The organism is Stenotrophomonas sp. YJH_SMC_65 (assembly GCF_059369475.1).
In genome coordinates, this window is record NZ_JCAFSR010000007.1 from 205,549 (window position 1) to 224,838 (window position 19,290).

Below are 19,290 nucleotides of genomic sequence, written 5' to 3' on the forward strand. Positions count from 1 at the left end.
CGCGTGATCTGACACATCACCAGTGCTTGCACCCGGTCACAGCTTCGGGTTCTCGTCGTTGACCAAAAGACGACAGCTTGTGACGCTTGCGACACCGCGCGGCCTTCCGGGCCCTCCTCATCGCGGCCTCGCTCTACTGCACTCCGCATCACCCGTATCCGCAACGCCTTCACATGACACAGGCCGGGCCTGGTCGTGGCGGGCAGCTGCGTCCTGAACTCTTTGCTGGAGAATCGCAATGCGCCTTGCAAGCTTCGTCTTTGCCTTCGTCCTCAGCGCCTTTGCCGGCGCAGCCCAGGCCCAGGTAGTCACCCTCAACAAGGGCGGCTTCGTGCTCACCTACGACTGCGGCATCCACAGCGCCACCCGTTACGAGTACACGCTCACCGCCGATACCGGTTCGGCCGCACGGCCGTCCAGCTTCTACAAGGACCCGGACCTGCCGGCCGGTTGCTTGGGCCAGACCAGCACCGCGTCCTACGCCAGCATCAAATCCGGCTATGACCGTGGCCATCTGGTCACGTCCAACCACATGGATTACGACGCGACCTACATCCGTCGCGCCAACTACATGACCAACATCGTGCCGCAGGTGTCCAGCTTCAACCAGGGCATCTGGGTGAAGGCCGAGAACGTGGCCGAGTGCTACCGCGACATCGCGCCGGTGGACGTCTACGGTGGCGTGGTCTACGGCGATGCCGCCAACGATTATTTCCTGGCCAGCCATGGCATTCCGACGCCGGAGTTCTTCTGGAAGACGATCATCACCCGCGACCCTAACACCGGAACCGCCAAGGCGATCAGCTGGATCATCCCCAACGAGGCCAACCTGGGCAGCCTGGACAACTACCTGGTGACGATTGCGGATCTGGAGGAACTGCTGGGCGCCAGCTACGTGGCGATCAACGCGCCGGCCTCGCTGAAGAACATGCTGCCGGCCACCACCTGGCCGCAGCCGGCCGGGTGTGACCTGGGCTGATCGGGGGGCAGAGGAACGTCACGATGCCTGTGCGCGCAGCCATCGTGACGCCAGCACTCTGGCCAGCAGGAACTGCACTGCGGCGCCGACGACGGTGGCAACGACAAGCCCGCGACCTGTCGTCGGCGCCCCAGCGGACAGCGCTCGCAGAAGATAAGCCATGCTGGCCAGGATGATCAGCAGCGCCGTGGCAAGCAGGATCAGCGACACCACCATCGTGCGCGCCGTCGATGCGGGTTCCGGCGACGGCGCGCCGGCCCATAGGCCGGCAAACGTGGCCAGCGCGCAGGCCACCAGCAGGATCAGGCTCGCAATCTGCAGCTGCGCGGCGCCGTCGGCAACGGGCATGATGAACTCGCCGGGCGAGAATCCCACCGGCAGCTGCGCCACCAGGATGGGAAGCAGGCAGCTGCCGGCCACCAGCGTCACCGCGCCGGCGATGCTGGCACTGATGAGGTGATGGTGCCCGCCCTCGGCAGGGATGCGCCGCTGCATCAGCAGCGCCGGCACCAAGGCCAGCAGCGTGAGGACCAGTGCATGCGCAAGCGGCATCAGACTGATGGCTGCGACGCTGTAGACTGGAAACGGCAACTGCGCCATCGGAATGCGCATGGCGCGATCCAGCACGACGAGCAACCCGAAAAAGGCGATCGAAGCGATCACCGGGTGGCGGATCCGCAGCGCGCCGCGACGCCCGAACACCAGCATCGACACCAGTACCGCCGCTCCGGCGAAGAGACTCAGCCTGAAACCGAGCTCCGCCAGCGCGTAGCCGATTTCACGTGAGGCCTCGGGCGGGCCCAGACGGCGCCCGAATTCGACCAGGCGGAGGGCTACGGGCAGATACAGGCAGAGCACGTAAAGCTTGGCGGCCATCGCGAACTGGATGGGGTACGCACTGAAGAATGATCGCAATCGGTTCAAGGCGTATTCCCGTGCAGGCGCTGGGCGGGCTGACCTGGCAGTCTAGCGTTCCTGTGGCCCGCGTGCCCCGCCCGACCCGCTATGGGAAAATGGCGGGCACGTCGCCCCTTTGGCTGTTCCCGGAGTAGTAGATGTCCCGTTTCCCCTTCGATGCCGTGCTGTTCGACTGCGACGGCGTACTGGTCGATTCCGAGCCGCTGGTGGCCCGTGTGCTCTCGGAAATGCTGACCGCACGCGGCTGGCCGCTGACCCCGGCGCAGGCGGGCGAGGTCTTCCTCGGCCAATCCGTGGCTCATCTGGCCGGGCTGATCGCAGAGCGCACCGGCAAGCCGTTCACCGAGCAATGGCTGGAGGAATTCCGCCAGCAGCGCAACCGTGCGCTGGAGCAGGACCTTGAGGCGATCCAGGGGGCGCCCGAGGCCGTGCGTGCGATTGCCGCGGCCACCGGCGGGCGGATTGCCTGCGCCTCCGGTGCCGACCTGTTTAAGGTGAAGCTGCAGCTGGGCAAGGTCGGCATCCTTGATGCCTTCGGTGCCCATGTGTTCAGTGGCCAGGACATGCCGAACACCAAGCCTCACCCGGATGTCTATCTGGCCGCCGCCGCAGCGCTGGGCGTGGACCCGAAGCGCTGCGCGGTGATCGAAGACACCGTGACCGGCGCCACCGCCGGCGTCGCGGCAGGTGCGACCGTGTTTGGTTTCAGCGAGGGCGGCCCGCACCACAGCACGCCGGAGGCCCTGCGCGCTGCGGGCGCGAAGGTGATCTTCCAGCGCATGGAGCAGCTGCCGGCAGTGCTGGCGGCCTACGCCGCCGACGCAGCCGCCTGAGGCGGCCTCAGCCCGCAGCGCCCAGCGCGGCGCCGCGGCGTTTCCCGGCATAATGCAGCACGAACAGGTACAGGCCGGTGAACAGCTGCAGGAACAGTGGCGGCAGCGGCGAATAGGTGATCCACGCTGCAGGCTCGCCCTGCCCCAGCCCGCGGACGACGAAGTTGGCGATCACCGCCAGGGTGAAGACGATCGAGGTCCAGCGATGTACGGGCCGCGCCCAGCCACCGCGGCTCATTGACGGCGCCTCGCTTCGGAGCGCGCTTCGATCATCTTCCAGCCATTGCCGGACGGGTCGCGGAACCCCGCATCGATGGCGCCGTAGCGTTCGACCGGCGCCTGGGTGAACTCCACGCCCTGCGCCAGCCATTGCGTGTAGCGCGCCTGGCAGTCATCCACGGCCAGCACCAGCGGCGGCATTGCGCCCTTGGCCACCAGCTGCTGCAGCGCCTGCGCGGTGGCCGCATCGTGGGTGGGCGGACCGGGCACGAACAGGCCCAGCTGGAATCCGTCCTGGCCGGGGCTGCGCACCGTCAGCCAGCGGTAGCTGCCATTGCGCACGTCGGTATGCACTTCGAAGCCGAGCGTGCCGACGTAGAACGCGAGCGCCTCATCCTGGTCGCGCACATACAGGCCGACCGTGTTCACAGTGTTTGTCATGGGACCTCCCTCAGGTGGGATCCACGTTAGCAACCGCCTCGCGGCGGCGCTTCTCCAAAACTGCGATGTTCAGGTCCGGTCGCTGCGCGGCACGTGCGTGGCATTCCGGCACGCTGGCCGGCGTCGCCTCGCCGGCGCGCTCGCGCTGGCGCACATTGCCCGGGCTGTCGCCGGTGATGTCACGAAAGATGCGCCCGAAGGTGCCCAGGCTGCTCCAGCCGGTCTGCGCGGCGATCTCGGTGACCGGCAGCTCGGTGTCACGCAGCATCGCCACGGCCCGTTCGATGCGGCGGCTGAGCAGGTAGCGGTGCGGCGGAAGGCCGAATGCCTGCTTGAACGAACGCGCGAAATGCGCAGGCGATACCGCACTGACCTCGGCCAGGCGGGCCACCGGCCAGTCCTCGTGACTGGCGTGGTCCATCCGGTCCTTGGCACGCAGCAGGCGCCGCAACAGTTCCGGGCTCTGGTTCATGGCGTCACCGCGTGTGCCAGATGATGTCGCGACGCACGCCTGGCCTGCGCGGCCTGCTCGCCCAGCCAGTCACCGAATGCGATGACCTTGGTGCTGCGGCTGCGCGCCGTCGGTGCCACGAACCAGAAACCACGCCCGTCGCTGGCCACACCGGGATGTGCCTGCACCAGGCGCCCACTGTCCAGTTCGGCCTGGAACAGGATCGGCGAGCCGATGGCGATGCCCTGCCCGGCAATGGCAGCACCGACATCCAGATGCTCCATCGCAAAGGGGGTGACGAAGCTCTCCGGGTCCGGTGGCGGAACAGCACCATGTGCGGAAAACCACAGCGCCCACCAGTCAGGCCTGCCGAGCAGTGGAACCTCCAACGCCCGCCGACCGAGCCCGTCTGCCGCCGGCAGCAGCGCTGGCGCGCACAGCGGAGTGAAAATGCTGGGGAACAGGGGCGTGGCCTGCAGCCCGGGCCACGCACCATGCCCGTTGCGGATGGCGGCATCGAAACGCCCGGCGGCCAGGTCCTGCGGCTCTGCCGACAGGTCCAGTTCCAGCACGATGCTTGGATGGCGCGCGCGGAAACTGCCCAGGCGCGGCGTCAACCAGCTGGTGCCCAGCGTCGGTAGAACGGACAGGCGCAGTCGTGCCGCATCCATGTCAGCGGCGCGCATGAAACTGGCGCGCAGCGCGTCGAAGGCCCGGGTGGCCTCCACTGCGACGCTCGCACCGGCGGCGGTCAATTCCACATGCTGGGCGTGGCGCAGGAACAGGCAGGTCCCGGTCTGGGCCTCCAGCCGGCGCACGTGGTAACTCACCGATGCCGCACTGGTGTCGAGCTCATCGGCGGCGCGGGCGAAGCTGCCCAGCCGTGCCGCCGCCTCGAAGGCGCGGATGGCGACAAGCGATGGCAGCTGGCGTTGGGTCACCATAAGTGTGGCTTAGCCTGAGCCCCGATTTCCGCGTGGTCAATCCCCCTCGCACGCGCAACGATGGAGGCACCTCCGGCACGGGATAACGCACATGGATCGACGGCAGTTCCTGGCCACCCTGGCCGCCACGGCAGCGTCCACCGCCCTGCCCTCCGGGTGGGCCCTGGCCAGCCCCAGCGCAGACTGGAAATGGTTGCAGGGCAACTGGCAGGTCCGGCACCAACGCCTGAAGGAGCGCCTGGTGGGCGATACCCGCTGGGACGCCTTCACCGGCGCCAGCGCGGTCTGGCTCACCCTGGGCGGGCTCGGCACCATCGATGACAACGTCATGGCACTGCCTTCGGGCCCCTACAGGGGCCTGGGCGTGCGTGCCTTCGATCCGGTGTCTTCCACCTGGTCGATCTGGTGGATCGATGGGCGCACCCCTGCCCATATCGAAGCGCCCGTGCGCGGCGCCTTCGCAGGCGATGGCGGCAGCTTCCGTGGTCGCGATGACTTCAAGGGACGCCCCATCGAGGTCTGGTTCCGCTGGCATGACATCCACGGCGATGAGCCGTGGTGGGAGCAGGCGTTCTCCGACGATGCCGGTGCCCATTGGGAAGTGAACTGGCGCAACTGGTTCCGCCGCACTGCTGCGATCCCCACTCCGCTTCCGAAGCTGCCGGATGCACCGGGCGATTTTGATTTCCTGGTGGGCCATTGGAACGTGCGCCATCGCCGCCTGCGCGCTCGGCTGGCAGGCAGCGATGCGTGGGACGCGTTCAACGGCACCCTGCACAACTGGCCGGTACTGGGCGGATTCGGCAACGTGGGCGACAACCTGATGGACGTGCCTGGAGCACCGCTGCGCGGCATGGGCATCCGCGCCTGGAATGCGGCCGAGCGGCACTGGCTCAGCTGGTGGCTGGATGGCCGCGCGCCGACCCGGATCGGCGCGCCACTGCGCGGGGGGTTCGAGGCCGGTGTCGGCCGCTTCTTCGGCGAGGACCAGCACGAGGGACGGGCGATCCAGACGCGGGTGATCTGGTCACGCATCACCCCGCGTTCGGCGCGCTGGGAACAGGCGGCCTCCGCCGATGGTGGACGCAGTTGGGAAACCAACTGGGTCAGCGACTTCGAGCGACAGGCATGAAGGCGCTGCTGGCCGTGATGCTGCTGGCATCGGCATTGCCCGTGCCCTCCCCGCCCGTGGTGCTGCGGATCATCGGTCCCGCCGAGCGCTTCGCCCCCGGCATTGCCTCCACACAGCATGACGAGATCCGGCTGACCCTGAGTCCGGACGGCAATACCGCCCTGTGGTTCAGCCGCAACCGGCCGGGGGGGCCTGGGGGCTACGACATCTGGATCTCGCACCGCGAAGGTGACCGCTGGCGGCCGGCCACGCCAGTGCCGTTCAACACGCCGGGGCGCGACTTCGATCCCGCATTTTCCGCAGATGGGCGCGTCGTGTATTTCTGCTCGGACCGCGCAGGCGGCCAGGGCGGTGACGATCTGTATCGGGTCAGCATGGGGAGCGACGGTCGATTCGGGGAGCCAGTCAATCTTGGCCCCGCAGTGAACAGCGCGGCCGATGAGTTCGCGCCGATGCTCTCGCCCGACGGTCGTACGCTGTTGTTCTCCAGCGATCGTGCGGGCGGTGCTGGCGGCCATGACCTCTACAGCGCGGCGATGATCGGCGGCGTCGCGCAGCCGGCACGGCCGCTGGCGGGAGACCTCAATACCGCAGCGCAGGAGTTCGATGCCACCTTCCTGGGCGACGGCCGAACGGTGGTATTTGCCCGCGCCCAGGACTTCGGCAGCGCACCGGTGCGCCAGTTCATTGCCTACGAACGTGGAGGCCGCTATGACGCAGGCCATGCCTTGCCATCGCCCGTGAACGCGCCCAGCGGCGACAGCTACGGCGCGATGCTGGATGGCTCGCGCCGCGACGCGCTGACCTACTCGGCGCGACGCGCCGGTGGTGAGGGACTGGACCTGTACCGCGTCCGCTACCGGATGATGCCGCCCTGAAGGCAGTGGGTGTCGATTTCCCACGCGCCCGTTCGTCGAGAGGTTGAGTACCCCAGGAGAAAATGCAGATGCCTTCCCAACAGTCCCTTGCCTGCGCCTGCGGCCAGGTCCGCCTGACCACCACCGGCAGCCCCATCGCCAGCGTCGAATGCTGCTGCGACAGCTGCCGCAGGGCCGGCGCCCGGATGCAGGCGATGCCCGGCGCACCGCAGGTGCTGGGGCCTCAGGGCCAGACGCATTTCGTAATGCAGCGCAAGGATCGCGTCCGCATCGATGCCGGGCATTCCCGGCTGCACGCGTGGCGGTTGTCCAGCACGGCCGGCAGCCGCCGCGTCGTGGCGGGCTGCTGCAATACGCCGCTCTTCCTGGAGTTCAGCGGTGGCCATTGGCTGAGCCTGTATGGGCTGTTGTGGCCGGACGCGATACGCCCCGCCGTGGAGATGCGGACGATGGTCAACGATCTTCCCGACGCGTCTGTCCTTCCCGGCGATGTGCCCAACCTGAAGACCCACTCGCTGCGGTTCCATGCCCGGCTGTTGAAGGCGTGGATCTCCATGGGCTTCCGCAGCCCACGCATCGAGATCACGGGAGACAGCCATGCCTGAGCCCGAGCGGATCGAGATCGAGAGCATCACCACGCCCGGGCACATCCAGCGCGTGGATCGCGCCAAGTACATGGCCATGCGCGCGGCCCTGCTGCGTGCCTTGCCCAGGCAACCTCCCGGGATGACGGTGGCGCAGGCGAAGCAGGCGCTGTTGCCGCACCTGCCCGCATCGCTGTTTCCGCAAGGCGCCACGGCCGGTTGGTGGCTGAAAGCCGTGCAGCTGGACCTGGAGGCCAAGGGCGTGATCGAGCGTCTTCCAGGCACGCCATTGCGCCTGTTCAAGCACGTGCCGGCCGGCTGATCAGCGCTGCGCCGGCAGCTCCAGCCGATGCTTGCGGCACAGCCGATACACGGTCACCCGCGAGATCTGCATCTGCCGCGCGCACTCGGAGACGTTGTAGCCGGTCTGCCGCAGCGTCTGCAGCAGCACATCACGTTCGGCCTGGCCGCGGGCATCGTGCAGCATCGCCCCCGGCGGCGCATGCACGGGCCCTCCCAGTTCGAGGTCACGCTCGCTGATCAGCTCGCCTTCGGCCATGATCGCCGCCCGCTGCACCCGGTTCAGCAGTTCGCGCACGTTGCCGGGCCATTCGAAACGCCGCATCGCCTGCAGCGCAGCGGGTGCAAAGCCACGTGCACGCACGCTGTGGCGCAGGCGGAAGCAGCGCAGGAAATGCTCCGCCAGCAGCTGCACATCAGCGCCGCGCTCGCGCAGCGGTGGCATCAGCAGGCGCAGCACGTTGAGGCGATAGTAGAGATCGCTGCGGAACCGCCCCTGCGCCACCGCGTGCTCCAGTTCCACATGGGTGGCAGCCAGTACACGCACGTCCGCCCGCAGCGGCTGGCTGCTGCCCACGCGCTCGAACGTACCTTCCTGCAGCACGCGCAACAGGCTGGTCTGCGCTTCGGCCGGCAGGTCGCCCACCTCGTCAAGGAACACGGTGCCGCCGGATGCGGCCTCGAATACGCCGATCTGGCGCTTGTCAGCACCGGTGAACGAGCCACGCTCGTGGCCGAACAGCTCCGACTGCACCAGGTTCGCAGGGATGGCACCGCAGTTGACCGCGATGAACGGCTTGCCCGCACGGCCGGACAACGCGTGCAGTGCATGTGCCGCCAACTCCTTGCCGGTGCCGGTCTCGCCGGTGACCAGCACCGGCAGATCGACCGGCGCGAACTTGTGCAGTACGGTGCGCACCGCATGCAGCGCAGGACTCTCGCCGATCAATGCGCGCGGCCCCTGCCCGCTGCACACTTCGTCGGCAGACGTATCCTCCGCGTCGAACTGCTGGCGCATCGCCGCCACCAGGTCCTGCAGGCCGAAAGGCAGCGTGAACCGCGAGATGCAACGCTGCAACAAGGGCAGCCACGCGGCAGGCGTGGGCCCTGCGCCAGGCGGCAGCACCGCCAGCCACGTCAGATGCGCGTGCTGTTCGATCCACGGCGCCAGCAATTGCAGGGCCGGCGCATCCAGATGGCGAAGATCCAGCACGGCGAGCAGCCGGTCGCGCCCGCGCAGGCCGATGGCCATCGCCGGGTCGGGATGGATGCGACGCACGTACCAGCCTGCGGCTGCCAGCGCGCTGCGCTCGTTCGCCAGCGGCTCGCCGAACCAGAGCACGCATCGTGACGCAGAAGCCTCCGGGACCGCTGCCATGCTTCCCCCAGCATCCGGACACCGTCGGCGGACTGTCAGGCAATCACCGGCGTGCCGCCCCTCCGCCGGGACCTCTACGGCCACCGCGGCGGCCTTTGTTGCGCGGATCCTAGCGCTGCGCTAAACGGCGGCGCAATGAGCGGCGCGTCAAGAAAGCACTGGCTGAAGCGGCATCGTTACAGTCCGCGGCGGCACCTGTAACACCCGTGCGACAGTCGGGCGCCCGCCTTGCCCTGCGGCGCTTGGCGCTGCGCAATCCCAACATTTTTCCCACGCTGCTGTAACGACGCGGCAGCAACGCCCCACGCCTGCCAGTGCCCGCCCCCCTGGCTGCCAAGACTTTCAGGGTTGGCACGGTTGATGCGTGGTTCCGCCGCACCCATCACGGGAGATCGGCATGGACGGCATCACCCCCATTCGCGGCCTGCTGGCAATGCTGGCCGTGGCCCTGCTGTCGGGCGCCGCGGGCGCCTCTGCCTCCGGTGCCCGCCAGGGCGTGAAGGCACAACCGGGCGAAATCGTCCTGTTGCGGGATGTGGCCGCGCGGCCGGCCTATCGCATGGCGCCCCCGGGCATGGCGCTGATCGCCGACCCGAAACCGCAGCGCGAGATTACGACGGCGCTCGGTGCGGGTACCCCGGCAAACGCGATGGACGAGCTGAGCGATGAGGACTATGCCGGCATGGGGGCGGGGCACACGGCTGCGACCGCGACCCCCACGGGCACCACCGTCGAACGGGTCGCCCAGCAGGCCCTGGGCGGCACGCTGGGACGCAGCAGTGACGGCATGCTCGGCAGCAGCCTCGGTGGCGCACTGGGTGACCCACTGGGCGCGGTCGGGAACAGCACCCGCGGCATCGGCGATACCGTGCGCGGCGCGCTCGCCCAGTTCCCGTTGCAGGGCCCGGCCCCGGCAGGTGGCAAGTGAAGCGGGCACGTTGGCTGCTGCTGGTCCTGTTTGCCACGCCGTTGATGGCGCAGGCCGACGACTACAGCGGCATGCTCGCCTACCTCGACGTGGCCCGCATCGACGGTCACGCCCTGGCGGGTGCAAACGGCGCCATCGCGTTGAACCAGGCGGCCGGTGACCTCAACCTGCAGGCCAACCTGCATGGCATCGCCACCGGCGAACGCGCCGACGTGTTGATCGGCAACCGGCAACTGCGGGCCGGCAACCGCGTGCTGAGCGCACCGGCGCACGCCACCGCCGTCATCGACGGCAACGCGCTGGCCGGTGCCAGCGGCATCGCATCCATCAACCAGGCCAGCGGCATCGCCAACACGACGCTCAACGTCGTCAGCGCGACGCTGGCTCGACAGGGCATACGCGAATCCGACGATACGGCTTTGGCCGCCGAAGGTTCCGCGTTGGCAGGGGGGCGGGACGACGCCGGTCGCGGCGTCGCGACCGGCACCCGCAGCGCCGGTGTCACCAGCACCGCGCTGCGGGGATTCGACGGGGTCCTGCAACTCAATCAGATCGCGGGCAGCGGCAACGACACGGCCAATGTGCTGGGCCTGGTCGTGCAGGACCGCCCGTGACAACCACCCAACCGATGCACCACCCGATGAGAGAGAGGGCACCATGAAAGCGACCGTCAAACGGACCATGCTCGCCATGGCGATTGCCACTGCCTCGACCGCCGCTGCGGCCAATGGCTGGGACAACCAGAACGCCAACGCGAACATCAACCACAACCACACCGTCAGCGAAACCCGCAACGACACCCACAACGACGTACGCAACCGCACCGTCAACGTCAACGTCAATGTTCAGAAGCACAGCACCATCCAGGCCGACGAGCGCAAGGAAAAGAACAACCACGGCGTCGACGTGAACCTGGAGAAGGACCTGCGCCTCAGCACCGACGTCAATTTCTCCGGCGACCCCACCATCACCGGTGACATCGACCTCGACTCGGCGGCCATTGCGGTGATCGACAACCGCCAGTCGATCAGCAACAACGCCACCAGCAACAGCCTGGTCACCAACAGTGCCTCCATCGGTGACAGCGTGGGTGCCGGCGCCTCCGGCAACCTCGGCTTCAACGTGGTATCGGGGGACAACAACGCCCAGGACAATGCCGCGTCATTGTCCGCTGCCGATGCGTCCTTCAGCTTCGGCATGGCCGACGCCGAGGTGTTCGTCAACCAGGCCGGCTTCGGCAACGCGACCATGAACTCCGGCGTCACCAATGCCGCAGGTCTCGGTGGCAATGCCTTCGGCGGTGCGTCAGGCAACATCGGTGTCAACATTGCTTCGGGCAACAACAACGAGCAGAAGAACGCGCTCGCGGCCTCGGTCGCAACCACGGCGGTAGCGCAGTCGAGCATCAGTTCGAACCAGGTCTCCACCGGCAACACGGTCAGCAACGCCGGCTTCGTGCAGTCCTACACGGATACCGTGCAGGTCGGCATGCGTGGCGGTGTCAGCGGCCTGACCCTGGCCTATGGCGCGGGCACCTACCGCGGCACCGGCAACGCCTACCAGATGGCGAACTACTATCTGGACACCTGGAATGGCGAACTGCCGCACCCGGGTGGCAACAGCACCGGCCACATCGACTTGGACAACCAGATCCAGAACGCCACGATGAACCCCAACCGGCCGGGGGTGGGCGGGCTGGGCTTCGATACGCGTGAAAGCGGCACCAGCCAGTTCGTCGAACTGGGCGTGGCCGATCTGTACGCCAGCCTGAGCGGCACGGTCAGCACCACGCGCTGGGTGAACGTCAACGCCACCAACACGTCGGCCTTGTCCGGCAGTGCCTTCTCCGGCGCCTCCGGCAACATCGGCGTGAACGTGGCGGCGGGCACCGGCAACCTGCAGGCCAACAGCCTGGCCCTGGCCGTAGCCCAGCCCAGCACCGGCGGTGGTGGCGGCAACGGCGAGTAAGAGCACCACCCCGGCCGTCCGCCAATGGCCGGGTTCCCGGGAGCCCCTGTTCCTCCTCCCCCTTGGGGCAGGGGCTCCCTCCTGCTGCTGGAGAACGTGATGATCGGCCACCGTCTGTCGATATGCCTGCTGGCCTGCCTGCTGTTGCTGGGCGGTGTATCGGCGTGGGCGGGCGATGTCGGCTTCGCCAGCGTGCTACCCAATGGCGCACTGCTGCAGCAGAAGGTGGAAAGCATGCAGGAACGGCGCTACCGCAACGTGGTGCGCCAGCACACCGATTACAGCTGCGGGGCGGCCGCACTGGCAACCATCCTGCGCCATGCCTATCACCTGCAGACCGACGAAGCGACGGTGATCGAAGGAATGATGGGGGTGTCCGATCCAGCACTGGTGGCCGAGCGTGGTTTCTCGCTGCTCGACATCAAGCGCTACGTGGAATCGCTGGGCATGCGCGGGCGCGGCTATCGTATCGATGAAACACGCCTGCGCACGCTTCGCGTTCCCGGTCTTGTGCTGATGGACGTGCGCGGCTTCCGCCACTTCGTGGTGCTCAAGCAGGTGCGCGACGGTGTGGTCGAGGTGGCAGATCCCATCCTCGGCAACCGCAGCCTGGCGCTGCCTGAATTCCTCGCTGCGTGGCCATCGCGTGCCGTCTTCGTGGTGATCGGCAGCGATTTCGATCGCAACACGGTTCTGCTGCAACCCAGCGAACGGCCCAGTGCCCGCGCGCTCTACGCGCGACAGGGGCCGATCACCGATGCCGAACTGGTCGACTTCGGCTTCAGCCACGCCGACCTGTTCTGAAGGAGGTTCCGCCATGTTCCGTCACCGCCTGTTGATGGTCCTGCTGCTGGCCTGCCCCGCCCTGCCCCTGCAGGCGGCGGACGCGGCGCCCGGGCGCGGCCTGAAGGAAATCCCGGATCCCGAACTGAACCTGATGCGGGGCCGTTACACCGTGGGCGGCAATACTGTCGCCTGGTTCGGGGTGACGATGGTCTCGCAGTGGCAGGCCAGCAACGGAAGCGTGTTGCAGGGTGCGTTGACCCTGGGCATGGACTTCCGCGGCGGGGGCAGCCCGAAACTGAGCTTCCAGCCCAGCGTGCACGTCACCGCCGCAGATGCGCCGCTGCCGGACACGCAGGGTCGCCACATCGACAGCAGCGGCCTGGCCAACGCCAGCGGCGTGGTGCAAAGCGTGCAGGTGGCCGGCGATGGCAACGTCGCCCGCAATGCGACCACGCTGGTGGTACGCAATGGCGCGGTGCCGGCCCTGCCGGATGACGGTGCCCATTCGATCAGTGCACACGCCGCAGGCGTCTCGGCCTCTGCGGTGCTCGACGGCAACCAGGCACGCCTGCTGTTGCAGGTGGATGGCCAGGGCCTGGTCCAGCAATGGATACGCAACGGCAGCGTCGGCCAGGGCATCGCCCTGGCCGGTGACGGCCAGATCGCCAGCAACCAGCTGCGGCTGGAGCTGGTGCGGGATACCGCGGGCGGCAACCTGCCGTTGAGCCAGAACGTGGCCCAGGCGATTGCGATGAACCGCGGCATGGGGCCGGGCCGGTAGTACCACGGCACGGCGTTGGGGGAAGCGCTCCACAACGCAGGACACGAACATGCACACCCTGATGAGGATCACCCCGTTGGCGCTGGCGGCGCTGGCGGGCACCGCCTTCGCCGCGCCACCCGCGGCGGATGATGGCGCCGACGTGCAGGCGCTGGCCAGCCAGCTGGAGCAGCTCAAATCCAACTACGCGCAGGAAGTGCGGCGGCTGCGCGAACTGGACATGCAGGTGCAGGCGATGCAGGCGCGCCTGAGTGGGAAGGTTGGCCCGATGGCCCCGTCTACGGCTGCGCCCGTCGAGCATGGCTCGCCGCTGCAGACGTCACCGGGCAGCGAAGGCTATGCCAGCAGTGCCGCCGAGGCGCAGCAGGCAAAGCAGGAATCGCGGCGCAGCGTGGATGATGTGAAACAGCAGCAGTCGGCGCTGTTCTCGCGCCGCTTCACCGTCGAGAACAGCCTCACCTACGCCCGCTACGACCGCAAGCAGCTCACCCTCAATGGCTTCCTGGCGCTGGATGCAATCTTCCTCGGCAACATCGCCATCGAGAACGTCGAGTCCGATTCGCTCACCTACAATCTGGCCGCGCGCTGGGGCGTCAGCCCGAACCTGACGCTCAACCTGGACGTGCCATACCTGGCGCGGCGCACCGTCTACCAGAAGGGCGGTGCCGGCGGTGCGGCGGCCGCGATCGCGCAGGAAGAGACCAATGGCAACGGCCTGGGCGATATCGGCCTGAGTGCGAATTACCGCTTGTTCGGCGAGCGCGGCTGGCTCCCGGAAGCCGTACTCACCGCCGGAGTGACCGCGCCCACCGGGCGTGCGCCTTACGGCCTGGACTGGAAAGTGATCGAGCGCGATGACGATGACTACATCCGCTTCGCCGTGCCCAAGGAACAACCAACCGGCAATGGCGTGTGGCAGGCCAACGTCGGGCTGTCGATGGTCAAGACAGCCGATCCGGCGATCCTGTTCGCCAACCTCGGCTACGTGCATTCGTTCCCGCGTGGTTTCAGTGACATCGACAGCAACCCCGACACGGTCAACCCAGGTGACGTGAAGCTCGGCGGCTCGGTCTACTTCGGCGCCGGCGTGGCCTTTGCGTTCAACGAGCGCACCAGTCTCAGCCTGTCCTTCAGCGACCGCATCAGCGCCCGCGCTTCCACCCGTTTCCAGGGCGGGAAGTGGATGAAAGTGATTGGCAGCGACGCCAACGCGGCGTCACTGAATCTGGGTGTGACGTATGCGCTCAACCAGCACACCACGCTGGTGACCCTGCTGGGCATCGGGCTGACCCCGGATGCACCGGACTTCACGCTGGCGTTCAAGATCCCTTACATGCTCTGACCCGCCCGATCCGGCGACGCTGTGGCCGACAGCCCCTCGCCGCCGGATCGCGCTGCCCACGCGCAGGCCCTGTGTGTGCTCCAGGGCAACGCGCCAGCGCTGGCGACGACGGCGATGATCATCAGTTCCGCCGTATTCACGCCGCACCTTCACGGTGATCCCACCGCATTCTCCGTCGATTCCGCCAATCCGGCGGCGGCGCCATTTCCTACTCTGGCCCCACGGTGAAGCCCAGGCCGCTGCAGGCAACGCACCGTGACACTGGATACCACGCACTTCCACCCTTTCGCAGGAGCAGGACATGGCATTTCCAACCGCGGTAAACGACCAGATCACCGATTCGGTCACCCAGGCCAACACCAAGGTGCTGGGCGACGCGCCCGCCGTGGCAGTGGGCAATCTGTACCAGGCCACCGCACAGGCGCTGGCCAATGCCGCCCACAACGCCACCAACGCGCAGCAGCAGTCCTACGTCACCGCGCAGTCGGCCACCACCATGGGCGTGGCCACTCTGTACTCGATCGATACCGCCACCACGGCGGTAGCGAGCAAGGAAATCCTCAGCACCCGCGTCCGCGGCCTGGGCTCCTGATCTGTCGTTCCATCGCTGACCCGCCAACCTCAAGGAGATCGACATGGCATTCCCGACCGCTGTAAACGACCAGATCACCGATTCGGTCACCCAGGCCAACACCAAGGTGCTGGGCGACGCGCCCGCCGTGGCCATGGGCAATCTGTACCAGGCCACTGCGCAGGCGCTGGCCAACGCCGCCCACAACGCCACCAATGCGCAGCAGCAGTCCTATGTGACGGCGCAGGCGGCCACCACCATGGGCGTGGCCACGCTGTACTCGATCGACACCGCCACCACCGGCGTGGCCACCAAGCAGATCCTCGGCGCGTGATGCGCCGGCAGGCAAGGAGCTGAGCCATGGCATTTCCCACGGCCGTCAACGACCAGATCACCGACTCGGTCAGCCAGGCCAACCTGCAGGTGCTGGGCGTGGCGCCTGCCACGGCAATGGGCACGCTGTACCAGGCCACCGCGCAGGCGCTGGCCAATGCCGCCCACAACGCGACGCTCGCCCAGCAGCAGATGTATGTCACGGCGCAGGCCGCGACCACAATGGGCGTCGCGCTGCTCTACGCCGTCGATACCGGCGCCACCGGCGCCGCCACCCGGAAGATTCTCGGCTGATTCCATTGAGTGCCGGCAATCTCCGTTCCTGTAGTGCTGTCCACCCTAGGAGCTTCCACCATGGCATTTCCCACCGCCGTCAACAGCCAGATCACCGATTCGGTCTCGCAGGTCAACACCAAGGTGCTTGGCGATGCGCCGGCCATCGCAATGGGCAACCTGTTCGTGGCCACCAGCCAGGCGCTGTCCAACGCCGCGCACAACGCCACCAACAACCAGCAGCAGTCCTACGTGACCATGCAGGCGTCGACCACCCAGGGGGTGTCCACGCTGTATGCGATCGACACCGCCTCCAACGGCGTGGCCACCCGCGAAATCCTGGGCCTGCGCTGACGTGTCGGCCCGGCGTGACGCCAACCACCGCGCCCCCGCCCAGGGCGGCGTCACGTCGGGCCCCTGATCGATGGCCGCATCGCCCGCCACCGGCTACCTGCTGGCAACCACCAGCGCCGGATCCGGTGTGGCGATCGCCCTTGCCCCCTCGTTCGCGATGTCCGCCACCTACCTGGCGATGGCCGACAGCCTCGGCCTGGCAATGCAGAACGCGGTGGCCAACCAGCAACGCGGCCAGGTGACCGCCGGCGCAAGCCTGGCCCAGGTCCTGGCCCTGATCATCCAGAAGGGAGCCGTTCCGTCATGAGCAGTGAGAACACCGTCAACAGCCAGATCGTCGACAGCGTCAGCGCCGCCTCGACGTTGCTGGTAGCCCAGGGTCCGGCGCAGTCCTTCAGCATGCTGGACATGGTGATGCTGGAGACGCTGGGCACCGCCATGCACAACGCCGTCGCGCGCCAGCAGGGTGCAGGCATGGTCAGCAACGCAGCGGTCACCGCCACCTGCGCGAAGATGATCAACGCTCCCTGGCCGGTGCCGCCACCCGCTCCGGAACCCCCTCCGCCGCCGCCACCGCAGGTCATCCCCCTGCCCGGCCCGGTGCCGGCGCCCCCTTCGCCTGCGGCGGTGATCGCCGCGGCCACCGCAGAAGGAAAGACCGCCATCAGCGTCCTGCAGGCACAGACCCACGGTGCCACTGCCGACGCTGCGGCCGCTACCAGCAGCCTGCATGCACTCCAAACGCTTGCAGGCAATGCGGCAGCGCCCGCGCCCGGTCCTGCGCCCGACCCCGCGTCCGGTCCGGATCCGGACGCAGGTCCCGCCCAGGATCCCGCGCCAGACTCCCCTTCCCCTTCCCCTTCCCCTTCCCCTTCCCCGGCAGACGACGCTGACGCCGGGGCCTGACAGACTGCAGGCCGCCTGCGGCCCCACCCGCCCATCAAGGAGCCCGTATGGACCCGAGGAACGTCAACGCCCAGATCATCGATGTGATCAACCAGGTGCAGACGGCCACCATGTCAGCGACCGTCGTGACGACCAGTGGTGCCGGCAAGGCCTACCAGTCGGTGGCCCAGTCTGCGGCGATCGCCGTACAGGATGCCGCCGACGCCCTGCGCAATGTCTCAACCATCGCGACCACCGCGGCCGGCGTGGCCATGGCCCAGTACCTGGCGACGGGGGACGAAAAGTACGCGAGGGTGCTCACGCAGGCGCAGAACATGATGCAGGGGGCCACCGCCGACTTCAACCGCGTCGGCAATGCCGCTGCGACCGTCCTCAAGGAATTTCCGGCCCAGTGAGGCCGCCAGGAGATCCACGCATGAGCATTTTCATTGCCGGTCGTTCCATCCCCCAGGCCAACCTGATCAGTCAATCCTGCAGGCATGTCCTTCAGTTCATCGACGGCGGCGAGCACTGGTTGAAGTGGGCCATGGAATCGCATGAGCACCGCTACGCCTTCTCCGACGAGGGCACGATGCTCGATGGGGTGCAACAGGGCCTGCACGGTTCGCGCATGACATGGTTGCCGCGCACCGGGTTGCAGATCGGCCCGGTCAAGCTGCTCAGCCTTGGTGCCAGCGACCTCGGTGCCCTGCGCAACATGGAGTTTGATGACGAGACACGCCTGTCGCACAACGAGGCACAGCGAGTGCTGGAAAAACACCGGCTGCTGACCAACGCCGAGCTCGGCGCCTCGCGCGCGTTCCTGGCTTCGATCGGCGCGGCCGACGCACCCCTGCTGCAGCAGCTGGACTTTCGCGAATCGGTGGCGCTCCACCAGCTGGCCGGTGAGGTGGGCATGTCCGCCGCGGGGCGCGACGACCTGGCCGACGCTGCCGGCTTCGCGCTGCTGCACGCGCGCAGGCCCATCGAGTTTGCCGACTACTTCCGCTTCTACCAGCGGGTGAGCACAGGAGGTGGCAGCCGCGAACATCGGCTGACGCGTGCCACCCGTGCGTTGCAGCAGGTGCTGCCGATCCTGTTCGGCTTCCTGGACGGGCCGCAGCTGCCACAGTTGCCGTCGCCAGAGCAGGTGCGCGAGGCGATCGACGCAAGCCTGGCCGCGCACCGGCAGATCGGCTATGCCCGCATCTCGCTGGCCGCCCAGCAGATGGCGGCCTGCTTCGACGACGAACCCGAACTGCTGCAGGATGACAGCCGGTTGCGCGAGGCCGCGCGGTGGCAGCTGCGCGATGCGCAGGAATTCCTCAACGAACATCCGGTTTCCCGTGGCCGGCTGGGCCAGGACGGTGCCAGCGTGCAGTTCGCGATCGACGGTTCCAGAGCGAAGGCGCTGATACAGGTGGAGGACAATGTGATCACCCTGCAGGATTACCGCCGAACCCGCCGCCACCTGGGCGATGAAGCGCGGGTGGATTATCAGAAGGATGCAGTGTGAACCCGGCTCCGGCGCCAGATGGCGATGGCGTGCAGGCAGCAACAGAGGCCTTTGCTTCGGCAGCCGGCGCGGCCGTTGCTGCCGGACGCCTGGCGGCCCGGCAACAGGCGCAGAAGATCCTGGCCGATGCCCAGGCGGCATTGCGCCACATCCTGGGGGAGCGCAGTGACGGTGTTCCCCCCTCATCCCCAGCAGGAGCACCGACGATGACCTTCCCGACCCCGCTTCCCGGCAAGCCCACTCCCGCCCATCCGGCGGGCAGAACCCCGATGGAGATCGCCCAGGAACTGGCGGACGCCGCAATGGCTGCCAGTGAAGAAGGCATCCGCGCCGCGATGAAGGTTTCGCAACGCGCGGTCGAGGCCGCCGCCGAGGCCGCGCGACGCGCGGACGAAGCGGCCGAACATGCCGTGCAGCGCGCTGCTGAAGCCAACGCGCGCTGACGCCGCATCTGCCATCCCAACGCCCCGGGCAGGCCCGCGCCTGCACCGGGGCA

The 19,290-nt window shown here is 67.8% G+C and carries 27 protein-coding genes; 21 read left to right on the forward strand and 6 right to left on the reverse strand.

Annotated features, from left to right (window positions below; all coding sequences use genetic code 11):
- Positions 1–238: 238 nt before the first annotated feature.
- The gene (locus AC5P7A_RS15010; RefSeq protein ID WP_032957559.1) at positions 239–979 is read left to right on the forward strand and encodes a DNA/RNA non-specific endonuclease; all 741 of its coding nucleotides are present in this window, start codon (positions 239–241) and stop codon (positions 977–979) included.
- An 18-nt stretch (positions 980–997) separates the two neighbouring features.
- Here the strand turns inward: AC5P7A_RS15010 and AC5P7A_RS15015 are convergent, their stop codons facing one another.
- A complete protein-coding gene (locus AC5P7A_RS15015) occupies positions 998–1,855 on the reverse strand; it encodes a hypothetical protein (RefSeq protein WP_495220280.1) in 858 nt (285 codons plus the stop codon).
- Positions 1,856–2,034: 179 nt separating this feature from the next.
- On the opposite strand from AC5P7A_RS15015, the gene AC5P7A_RS15020 reads away from it, so the two are divergent.
- Positions 2,035–2,730 (forward strand): HAD family hydrolase, encoded by a 696-nt coding sequence (locus tag AC5P7A_RS15020; RefSeq protein ID WP_014647239.1) that lies wholly within the window; start codon positions 2,035–2,037, stop codon positions 2,728–2,730.
- Between the two features lie 7 nt (positions 2,731–2,737).
- Here AC5P7A_RS15020 and AC5P7A_RS15025 read toward each other — a convergent pair whose 3' ends face one another.
- Genes AC5P7A_RS15025 through AC5P7A_RS15040 form a run of 4 tightly spaced genes read right to left on the reverse strand, consistent with a single transcriptional unit; the run spans position 2,738 to position 4,785 of the window.
- Entirely contained in the window at positions 2,738–2,968 is a 231-nt protein-coding gene (locus AC5P7A_RS15025) for a hypothetical protein (RefSeq protein WP_032957563.1), read from the reverse strand.
- Positions 2,965–3,390 carry a VOC family protein gene (locus AC5P7A_RS15030; protein WP_075076944.1) on the reverse strand — a complete coding sequence of 142 codons (426 nt, stop codon included), beginning with the start codon at positions 3,388–3,390 and terminating at the stop codon, positions 2,965–2,967. Before AC5P7A_RS15030 ends, AC5P7A_RS15025 begins: the two co-directional genes overlap by 4 nt.
- 10 nt (positions 3,391–3,400) lie before the next feature.
- Positions 3,401–3,862, reverse strand: a complete 462-nt coding sequence (locus AC5P7A_RS15035) for a helix-turn-helix domain-containing protein (protein WP_014647242.1) — start codon at positions 3,860–3,862, stop codon at positions 3,401–3,403.
- Positions 3,859–4,785: a LysR substrate-binding domain-containing protein gene (locus tag AC5P7A_RS15040; protein ID WP_481452565.1), complete on the reverse strand. Its 927-nt coding sequence runs from the start codon at positions 4,783–4,785 to the stop codon at positions 3,859–3,861. The genes AC5P7A_RS15035 and AC5P7A_RS15040 overlap by 4 nt, the downstream gene beginning before the upstream one ends.
- 91 nt (positions 4,786–4,876) lie before the next feature.
- On the opposite strand from AC5P7A_RS15040, the gene AC5P7A_RS15045 reads away from it, so the two are divergent.
- From AC5P7A_RS15045 to AC5P7A_RS15060, 4 genes are all read left to right on the forward strand, one after another.
- Complete coding sequence (locus AC5P7A_RS15045; RefSeq protein ID WP_046430789.1) at positions 4,877–5,917, forward strand: hypothetical protein; 1,041 nt, start codon at positions 4,877–4,879, stop codon at positions 5,915–5,917.
- Entirely contained in the window at positions 5,914–6,795 is an 882-nt protein-coding gene (locus AC5P7A_RS15050) for a TolB family protein (protein ID WP_495220281.1), read from the forward strand. The genes AC5P7A_RS15045 and AC5P7A_RS15050 overlap by 4 nt, the downstream gene beginning before the upstream one ends.
- Positions 6,796–6,863: 68 nt before the next feature.
- Positions 6,864–7,400, forward strand: coding sequence for a GFA family protein (locus AC5P7A_RS15055; RefSeq protein WP_478408893.1), 537 nt, complete (start codon positions 6,864–6,866; stop codon positions 7,398–7,400).
- Positions 7,393–7,701, forward strand: a complete 309-nt coding sequence (locus AC5P7A_RS15060; protein WP_014647247.1) for a DUF6958 family protein — start codon at positions 7,393–7,395, stop codon at positions 7,699–7,701. The genes AC5P7A_RS15055 and AC5P7A_RS15060 overlap by 8 nt, the downstream gene beginning before the upstream one ends.
- On the opposite strand, the gene AC5P7A_RS15065 is transcribed toward AC5P7A_RS15060, so the two are convergent.
- Positions 7,702–9,057, reverse strand: a complete 1,356-nt coding sequence (locus AC5P7A_RS15065; RefSeq protein WP_111207016.1) for a sigma-54 interaction domain-containing protein — start codon at positions 9,055–9,057, stop codon at positions 7,702–7,704.
- 397 nt (positions 9,058–9,454) lie between these two features.
- Here AC5P7A_RS15065 and AC5P7A_RS15070 point away from each other — a divergent pair, with 397 nt between their 5' ends.
- The 15 genes from AC5P7A_RS15070 to AC5P7A_RS15140 all read left to right on the forward strand — a co-directional run bounded on the left by AC5P7A_RS15070 (position 9,455) and on the right by AC5P7A_RS15140 (position 19,237).
- A complete protein-coding gene (locus tag AC5P7A_RS15070) occupies positions 9,455–9,985 on the forward strand; it encodes a FapA family amyloid fibril periplasmic chaperone (protein WP_495220282.1) in 531 nt (176 codons plus the stop codon).
- Between the two features lie 44 nt (positions 9,986–10,029).
- Entirely contained in the window at positions 10,030–10,599 is a 570-nt protein-coding gene (locus AC5P7A_RS15075) for a FapB/FapC family functional amyloid domain-containing protein (RefSeq protein WP_049439918.1), read from the forward strand.
- 43 nt (positions 10,600–10,642) lie between these two features.
- Positions 10,643–11,953 (forward strand): FapB/FapC family functional amyloid domain-containing protein, encoded by a 1,311-nt coding sequence (locus AC5P7A_RS15080; protein WP_495220283.1) that lies wholly within the window; start codon positions 10,643–10,645, stop codon positions 11,951–11,953.
- A 99-nt stretch (positions 11,954–12,052) separates the two neighbouring features.
- The gene (locus tag AC5P7A_RS15085) at positions 12,053–12,757 is read left to right on the forward strand and encodes a C39 family peptidase (RefSeq protein WP_495220284.1); all 705 of its coding nucleotides are present in this window, start codon (positions 12,053–12,055) and stop codon (positions 12,755–12,757) included.
- Positions 12,758–12,770: 13 nt separating this feature from the next.
- Positions 12,771–13,520 (forward strand): hypothetical protein, encoded by a 750-nt coding sequence (locus tag AC5P7A_RS15090; RefSeq protein ID WP_049439623.1) that lies wholly within the window; start codon positions 12,771–12,773, stop codon positions 13,518–13,520.
- Positions 13,521–13,569: 49 nt separating this feature from the next.
- A complete protein-coding gene (locus tag AC5P7A_RS15095) occupies positions 13,570–14,862 on the forward strand; it encodes a transporter (protein WP_495220285.1) in 1,293 nt (430 codons plus the stop codon).
- Positions 14,863–15,163: 301 nt separating this feature from the next.
- Positions 15,164–15,454 (forward strand): RebB family R body protein, encoded by a 291-nt coding sequence (locus tag AC5P7A_RS15100; protein ID WP_005416648.1) that lies wholly within the window; start codon positions 15,164–15,166, stop codon positions 15,452–15,454.
- A 43-nt stretch (positions 15,455–15,497) separates the two neighbouring features.
- Entirely contained in the window at positions 15,498–15,767 is a 270-nt protein-coding gene (locus tag AC5P7A_RS15105) for a RebB family R body protein (protein WP_005416649.1), read from the forward strand.
- A 26-nt stretch (positions 15,768–15,793) separates the two neighbouring features.
- Entirely contained in the window at positions 15,794–16,060 is a 267-nt protein-coding gene (locus AC5P7A_RS15110) for a RebB family R body protein (protein ID WP_006446865.1), read from the forward strand.
- Between the two features lie 60 nt (positions 16,061–16,120).
- Complete coding sequence (locus tag AC5P7A_RS15115) at positions 16,121–16,393, forward strand: RebB family R body protein (protein WP_005416651.1); 273 nt, start codon at positions 16,121–16,123, stop codon at positions 16,391–16,393.
- Between the two features lie 70 nt (positions 16,394–16,463).
- Positions 16,464–16,700, forward strand: a complete 237-nt coding sequence (locus tag AC5P7A_RS15120) for a RebB family R body protein (RefSeq protein WP_032957589.1) — start codon at positions 16,464–16,466, stop codon at positions 16,698–16,700.
- Positions 16,697–17,299, forward strand: a complete 603-nt coding sequence (locus tag AC5P7A_RS15125; RefSeq protein ID WP_481452577.1) for a RebB family R body protein — start codon at positions 16,697–16,699, stop codon at positions 17,297–17,299. The genes AC5P7A_RS15120 and AC5P7A_RS15125 overlap by 4 nt, the downstream gene beginning before the upstream one ends.
- Positions 17,300–17,346: 47 nt before the next feature.
- Entirely contained in the window at positions 17,347–17,694 is a 348-nt protein-coding gene (locus AC5P7A_RS15130; protein WP_014647257.1) for a hypothetical protein, read from the forward strand.
- Between the two features lie 20 nt (positions 17,695–17,714).
- Positions 17,715–18,794: a hypothetical protein gene (locus AC5P7A_RS15135; RefSeq protein ID WP_495220286.1), complete on the forward strand. Its 1,080-nt coding sequence runs from the start codon at positions 17,715–17,717 to the stop codon at positions 18,792–18,794.
- Complete coding sequence (locus AC5P7A_RS15140; protein WP_239683796.1) at positions 18,791–19,237, forward strand: hypothetical protein; 447 nt, start codon at positions 18,791–18,793, stop codon at positions 19,235–19,237. Before AC5P7A_RS15135 ends, AC5P7A_RS15140 begins: the two co-directional genes overlap by 4 nt.
- The last annotated feature ends 53 nt before the right edge of the window (positions 19,238–19,290 follow it).

What these genes read in the sequence shown, in the direction of transcription:
- AC5P7A_RS15010 (WP_032957559.1), top strand. Translation starts at nt 239, where the DNA reads ATGCGCCTTGCAAGCTTCGTCTTTGCCTTCGTCCTCAGCGCCTTTGCC.
- AC5P7A_RS15015 (WP_495220280.1), bottom strand. Translation starts at nt 1,855, where the DNA reads ATGGCCGCCAAGCTTTACGTGCTCTGCCTGTATCTGCCCGTAGCCCTC.
- AC5P7A_RS15020 (WP_014647239.1), top strand. Translation starts at nt 2,035, where the DNA reads ATGTCCCGTTTCCCCTTCGATGCCGTGCTGTTCGACTGCGACGGCGTA.
- AC5P7A_RS15025 (WP_032957563.1), bottom strand. Translation starts at nt 2,968, where the DNA reads ATGAGCCGCGGTGGCTGGGCGCGGCCCGTACATCGCTGGACCTCGATC.
- AC5P7A_RS15030 (WP_075076944.1), bottom strand. Translation starts at nt 3,390, where the DNA reads ATGACAAACACTGTGAACACGGTCGGCCTGTATGTGCGCGACCAGGAT.
- AC5P7A_RS15035 (WP_014647242.1), bottom strand. Translation starts at nt 3,862, where the DNA reads ATGAACCAGAGCCCGGAACTGTTGCGGCGCCTGCTGCGTGCCAAGGAC.
- AC5P7A_RS15040 (WP_481452565.1), bottom strand. Translation starts at nt 4,785, where the DNA reads ATGGTGACCCAACGCCAGCTGCCATCGCTTGTCGCCATCCGCGCCTTC.
- AC5P7A_RS15045 (WP_046430789.1), top strand. Translation starts at nt 4,877, where the DNA reads ATGGATCGACGGCAGTTCCTGGCCACCCTGGCCGCCACGGCAGCGTCC.
- AC5P7A_RS15050 (WP_495220281.1), top strand. Translation starts at nt 5,914, where the DNA reads ATGAAGGCGCTGCTGGCCGTGATGCTGCTGGCATCGGCATTGCCCGTG.
- AC5P7A_RS15055 (WP_478408893.1), top strand. Translation starts at nt 6,864, where the DNA reads ATGCCTTCCCAACAGTCCCTTGCCTGCGCCTGCGGCCAGGTCCGCCTG.
- AC5P7A_RS15060 (WP_014647247.1), top strand. Translation starts at nt 7,393, where the DNA reads ATGCCTGAGCCCGAGCGGATCGAGATCGAGAGCATCACCACGCCCGGG.
- AC5P7A_RS15065 (WP_111207016.1), bottom strand. Translation starts at nt 9,057, where the DNA reads ATGGCAGCGGTCCCGGAGGCTTCTGCGTCACGATGCGTGCTCTGGTTC.
- AC5P7A_RS15070 (WP_495220282.1), top strand. Translation starts at nt 9,455, where the DNA reads ATGGACGGCATCACCCCCATTCGCGGCCTGCTGGCAATGCTGGCCGTG.
- AC5P7A_RS15075 (WP_049439918.1), top strand. Translation starts at nt 10,030, where the DNA reads ATGGCGCAGGCCGACGACTACAGCGGCATGCTCGCCTACCTCGACGTG.
- AC5P7A_RS15080 (WP_495220283.1), top strand. Translation starts at nt 10,643, where the DNA reads ATGAAAGCGACCGTCAAACGGACCATGCTCGCCATGGCGATTGCCACT.
- AC5P7A_RS15085 (WP_495220284.1), top strand. Translation starts at nt 12,053, where the DNA reads ATGATCGGCCACCGTCTGTCGATATGCCTGCTGGCCTGCCTGCTGTTG.
- AC5P7A_RS15090 (WP_049439623.1), top strand. Translation starts at nt 12,771, where the DNA reads ATGTTCCGTCACCGCCTGTTGATGGTCCTGCTGCTGGCCTGCCCCGCC.
- AC5P7A_RS15095 (WP_495220285.1), top strand. Translation starts at nt 13,570, where the DNA reads ATGCACACCCTGATGAGGATCACCCCGTTGGCGCTGGCGGCGCTGGCG.
- AC5P7A_RS15100 (WP_005416648.1), top strand. Translation starts at nt 15,164, where the DNA reads ATGGCATTTCCAACCGCGGTAAACGACCAGATCACCGATTCGGTCACC.
- AC5P7A_RS15105 (WP_005416649.1), top strand. Translation starts at nt 15,498, where the DNA reads ATGGCATTCCCGACCGCTGTAAACGACCAGATCACCGATTCGGTCACC.
- AC5P7A_RS15110 (WP_006446865.1), top strand. Translation starts at nt 15,794, where the DNA reads ATGGCATTTCCCACGGCCGTCAACGACCAGATCACCGACTCGGTCAGC.
- AC5P7A_RS15115 (WP_005416651.1), top strand. Translation starts at nt 16,121, where the DNA reads ATGGCATTTCCCACCGCCGTCAACAGCCAGATCACCGATTCGGTCTCG.
- AC5P7A_RS15120 (WP_032957589.1), top strand. Translation starts at nt 16,464, where the DNA reads ATGGCCGCATCGCCCGCCACCGGCTACCTGCTGGCAACCACCAGCGCC.
- AC5P7A_RS15125 (WP_481452577.1), top strand. Translation starts at nt 16,697, where the DNA reads ATGAGCAGTGAGAACACCGTCAACAGCCAGATCGTCGACAGCGTCAGC.
- AC5P7A_RS15130 (WP_014647257.1), top strand. Translation starts at nt 17,347, where the DNA reads ATGGACCCGAGGAACGTCAACGCCCAGATCATCGATGTGATCAACCAG.
- AC5P7A_RS15135 (WP_495220286.1), top strand. Translation starts at nt 17,715, where the DNA reads ATGAGCATTTTCATTGCCGGTCGTTCCATCCCCCAGGCCAACCTGATC.